The sequence below is a fragment of the Streptomyces phyllanthi genome, from assembly GCF_009377205.1.
Taxonomy (GTDB): Bacteria; Actinomycetota; Actinomycetes; order Streptomycetales; family Streptomycetaceae; genus Streptomyces; species Streptomyces phyllanthi.
Genome location: NZ_VJZE01000692.1, coordinates 1 through 3318, shown reverse-complemented (window position 1 = coordinate 3318; position 3318 = coordinate 1). Strand labels below are relative to the sequence as shown.

The 3318-nt window shown below is 71.0% G+C and carries 4 protein-coding genes; 1 reads left to right on the top strand and 3 read right to left on the bottom strand.

The genetic code is table 11. The annotated features are described in order from the left end of the window. From FNH04_RS43495 to FNH04_RS43485, 3 genes are all read right to left on the bottom strand, one after another. The coding region (locus tag FNH04_RS43495) for an NADH-quinone oxidoreductase subunit C (protein ID WP_194237016.1) at positions 1–549 on the bottom strand (549 nt) is incomplete at its 3' end. Further along, entirely contained in the window at positions 546–1205 is a 660-nt protein-coding gene (locus FNH04_RS43490) for an NADH-quinone oxidoreductase subunit B (RefSeq protein ID WP_152791753.1), read from the bottom strand. The genes FNH04_RS43490 and FNH04_RS43495, both read right to left, overlap by 4 nt. A gap of 8 nt (positions 1206–1213) precedes the next feature. Next, positions 1214–1642, bottom strand: coding sequence for an NADH-quinone oxidoreductase subunit A (locus tag FNH04_RS43485; RefSeq protein WP_322725560.1), 429 nt, complete (start codon positions 1640–1642; stop codon positions 1214–1216). 299 nt (positions 1643–1941) lie between these two features. Here FNH04_RS43485 and FNH04_RS43480 point away from each other — a divergent pair, with 299 nt between their 5' ends. Continuing rightward, complete coding sequence (locus tag FNH04_RS43480) at positions 1942–3306, top strand: sensor histidine kinase (protein ID WP_228031974.1); 1365 nt, start codon at positions 1942–1944, stop codon at positions 3304–3306. The last annotated feature ends 12 nt before the right edge of the window (positions 3307–3318 follow it).

The window sequence follows — 3318 nt, the reverse complement described above, 5'->3', positions numbered from 1 at the left end:
AGTTGTGTATAAGAGACAGGGGACGCCCGGGGGGAGCATCTGGCGGCGCTTGGGGCCGCCGTGATCCGACTCGCCCGGTTCCTTCGCGCCCGGCCAGGCCTTGGCCACACGTGCGGCCAGGACGAAGTCCTTGCGCAGGGGGTGGCCCTCGAAGCTCTCGGGCAGCAGGAGCGGGTCGAGGCCCGGATGGCCCTCGAACGTGACGCCGAACATCTCGTGGGTCTCACGCTCGTGCCAGGCGGCGCCCGCGTACACCCCTGTCGCGGTCGGCAGGGCGGGAGACTCGTGCGGCACCGTCGTGCGGACCAGCAGGCGACGTACCGGGGAGAGCGCGACGACGTGGGCCGCGACGCGGAAGCCCGTGCCCGGTTCGTCGACCGCGCTCAGCCAGTCGAAGTACGTGCAGCCCAGCACCGAGTGGGCCGTGCGGAGCGCCTCGGTCCAGGATGCGGACGGGACGTCCACGGTGAGGACGTCGTACGACTCCTCGGCCGTGGCCTCGGGGCCGAAGAGTTCCTCGACGGGGGCGGGGAGCCAGCCGGTGGTCATCGTTCCTCCCCCACGGTCGGCGGCTGCACCAGCCCGCTCTGCAGCGCGGCCGCCGACGGACGCGCCCCGGCGCCGTACCTCTCCCCCAGCGACTCGCGCGCGATCTTCTCCTGGAGCTTCAGGATGCCCTGGAGCAGCGCCTCGGGGCGGGGCGGGCACCCGGGGACGTACACATCCACCGGGATGATCTGGTCGACGCCCTTCGTCACGGAGTACGAGTCCCAGTAGGGGCCGCCGCAGTTGCTGCACGCGCCGAACGAGATGACGTACTTCGGCTCCGGCATCTGCTCGTACAGGCGCTTGATGGCCGGGGCCATCTTGTCCGTCACCGTGCCGGAGACGACCATCAGGTCGGCCTGGCGCGGGCCGGGCGCGAACGGGATCACGCCGAGGCGGATGAAGTCGTGGCGGGCCATCGACGCGGCGATGAACTCGATCGCGCAACAGGCGAGGCCGAAGTTGAAGACCCAGAGCGAGTAGCGGCGGCCCCAGTTCAGGATCACCTTCATCGGCTCCGGGGCCAGGCGGGAGAGCGCGCCCAGGCGCTTCGGCTCCGGCAGCAGCACGGGCTCCGGAACGACAGGCTCGGAGGGAGTCACTTCGGAAGGGCTCACCTTGGGATCGGAAGGAGTCACCTTGGAGTGGGAAGGAGTCATGTCTGGCGTCACGTCCATGCCAGGACGCCCTTCTTGTATGCGTAGAGCAGGCCGACGGCCAGGAAGCCCAGGAAGATGAACATCTCCACGAGCGTCGTCGCGCCGTAGCCGGGGGCGGCGAAGACCGTTGCCCAGGGGAAGAGGAAGATCGAGTCGACGGCGAAGATCACGTACAGGAAGGCGTACACGTAGTAGCGGACCTGGGTGTGCGCCCAGCCCTCACCCACGGGATCGACCCCGCACTCGTACGTGAGGAGCTTCTCGGGGGTGGGGACGACGGGGCGCAGCAGGCGGCCCGCGCCGAAGGCGACGGCGACGAACAGCACGCCGATGACGGCGAGCAGTCCCACGACCGAGTAGGACTGGAAGTAGTCCGCCGCGACCACGGCCCCGGCACCGCGTTCCGCGACCGCGGCGACAACCGTCGGTTCCGGCACGTCCGTCCCTCGCTCCCTGAGTTCGCCCCCGGGCCGGCTTCGCCCCCGGGGACTTCGATCCGGTGGCCCTGGCTTGGCTTGGCGGCCTTCGTGAACGCCGCGGTTCGGTGATCTGTACGGACGGGAGTCTAGGCCCTGCTAAAGAGACGGTAAGCAGCCCGTCACAGCTTGAACGGTAACGCGCGACGACCGACGGTGTGGAGGGTGCCCGGGCTGCCGGGGATGGTGGGGTTTTCCCCAGGGCGTCCGGGCGGTCCGCCTCATGGCGCCGCCGCGGACGGCCGGGCAGGCTGGGCACCATGACCGCTCACATCTCCGCCGACTCCGATCAGCCGCATCGTCCCCAGGACAGACGGGACCCGCCGGGGCCACCGGGGCCACCGGGGCCACCGGGGCCGCGGTCCCCCTCGGCGAAGACGTACGAGGACGTCTCGGACGTCTCGGTCTCCGGACAGCGTGTGGCCACCAGACGGACATCCCGGACGACGTCCGATCCGTTGGTGCCCGCCCGGTTCGCGCTCGGCGCGCAGACGTGGAGGGAGATCGCGCATCTCCTCGCCAATCTGCCGGTGACGCTGCTCGGGTTCACCTACGTCGTGACCGTGCTGTTCACCTCGGCCTGGCTGACGGTGACGGTGATCGGCTTCCCGCTGCTCGCGGCCGCGCTGATGGGCGCCCGGCAGCTGGGCAAGCTGGAGCGGGCGCGGGCGCGGGCCCTGCTCCGGGTACAGGTGGACGAGCCGAGTCCGCTGCCGTTGCGCGGGAACGGTGGGTTCTTCGCCCAGGTGTGGACGAGCGTGAAGGACCCGGTGGGCTGGCGCACGATGCTGTACGAGTTCATACGGCTGCCCTGGTCGATCGCGACCTTCACCATCACGCTCGTCTCGCTGTTCGTGCTGTGGCCGGTGCTGCCGTACATCGCGCGCGGGCTGACGAACGCGGACCGGGCGATGGTGCGCGGCCTCCTCTGCCCCTCCGAGGAACTGGAGCGCCGTATCGCGGAGCTGGAGTCCGACCGCGGGGTCGTGGTCGACACGGCGGCGGCCGATCTGCGCCGCATCGAACGCGATCTGCACGACGGAGCGCAGGCCCGCCTGGTGAACCTCGCGATGGGACTCGGCCTCGCCAAGGAGAAGCTCCTGGAGGGGCAGGCCGACGAACACGTGGCGGCGATGGTCGAGGAGGCGCACGGCGAGGTGAAGCTGGCCCTCCAGGAGCTGCGGGACCTGGCGCGCGGCATCCACCCGGCGGTGCTGACGGACCGGGGGCTGGACGCGGCCTTGTCCGCGGTGGCCTCCCGGTGCACGGCGTCCGTGAAGGTGGCCGTCGACCTGCGGACACGGCCGGCCGCGGCGATCGAGGGCATCGCCTACTTCACCGTCTCGGAGCTGCTCCAGAACGTCAGCAAGCACAGCGGGGCGAAGTCCGCCTCGGTCGACGTGTGGCGCTCGGACGAACGGCTCCTCATCCAGGTCTGGGACGACGGCCGCGGCGGCGCCGGCCTTGACGGCGGTACGGGGATGACGGGGCTGGCGGAACGGCTGGGCGCGGTGGACGGGCTGTTCGTCATCGACTCGCCGGTCGGAGGGCCGACGACGGTGACGGCGGAGCTGCCCTGGCGGGACCGGGGAGCAGAGGGAGGGGCGGCGCGGGGGCGTCCTTAGGGCCGGAGGGAC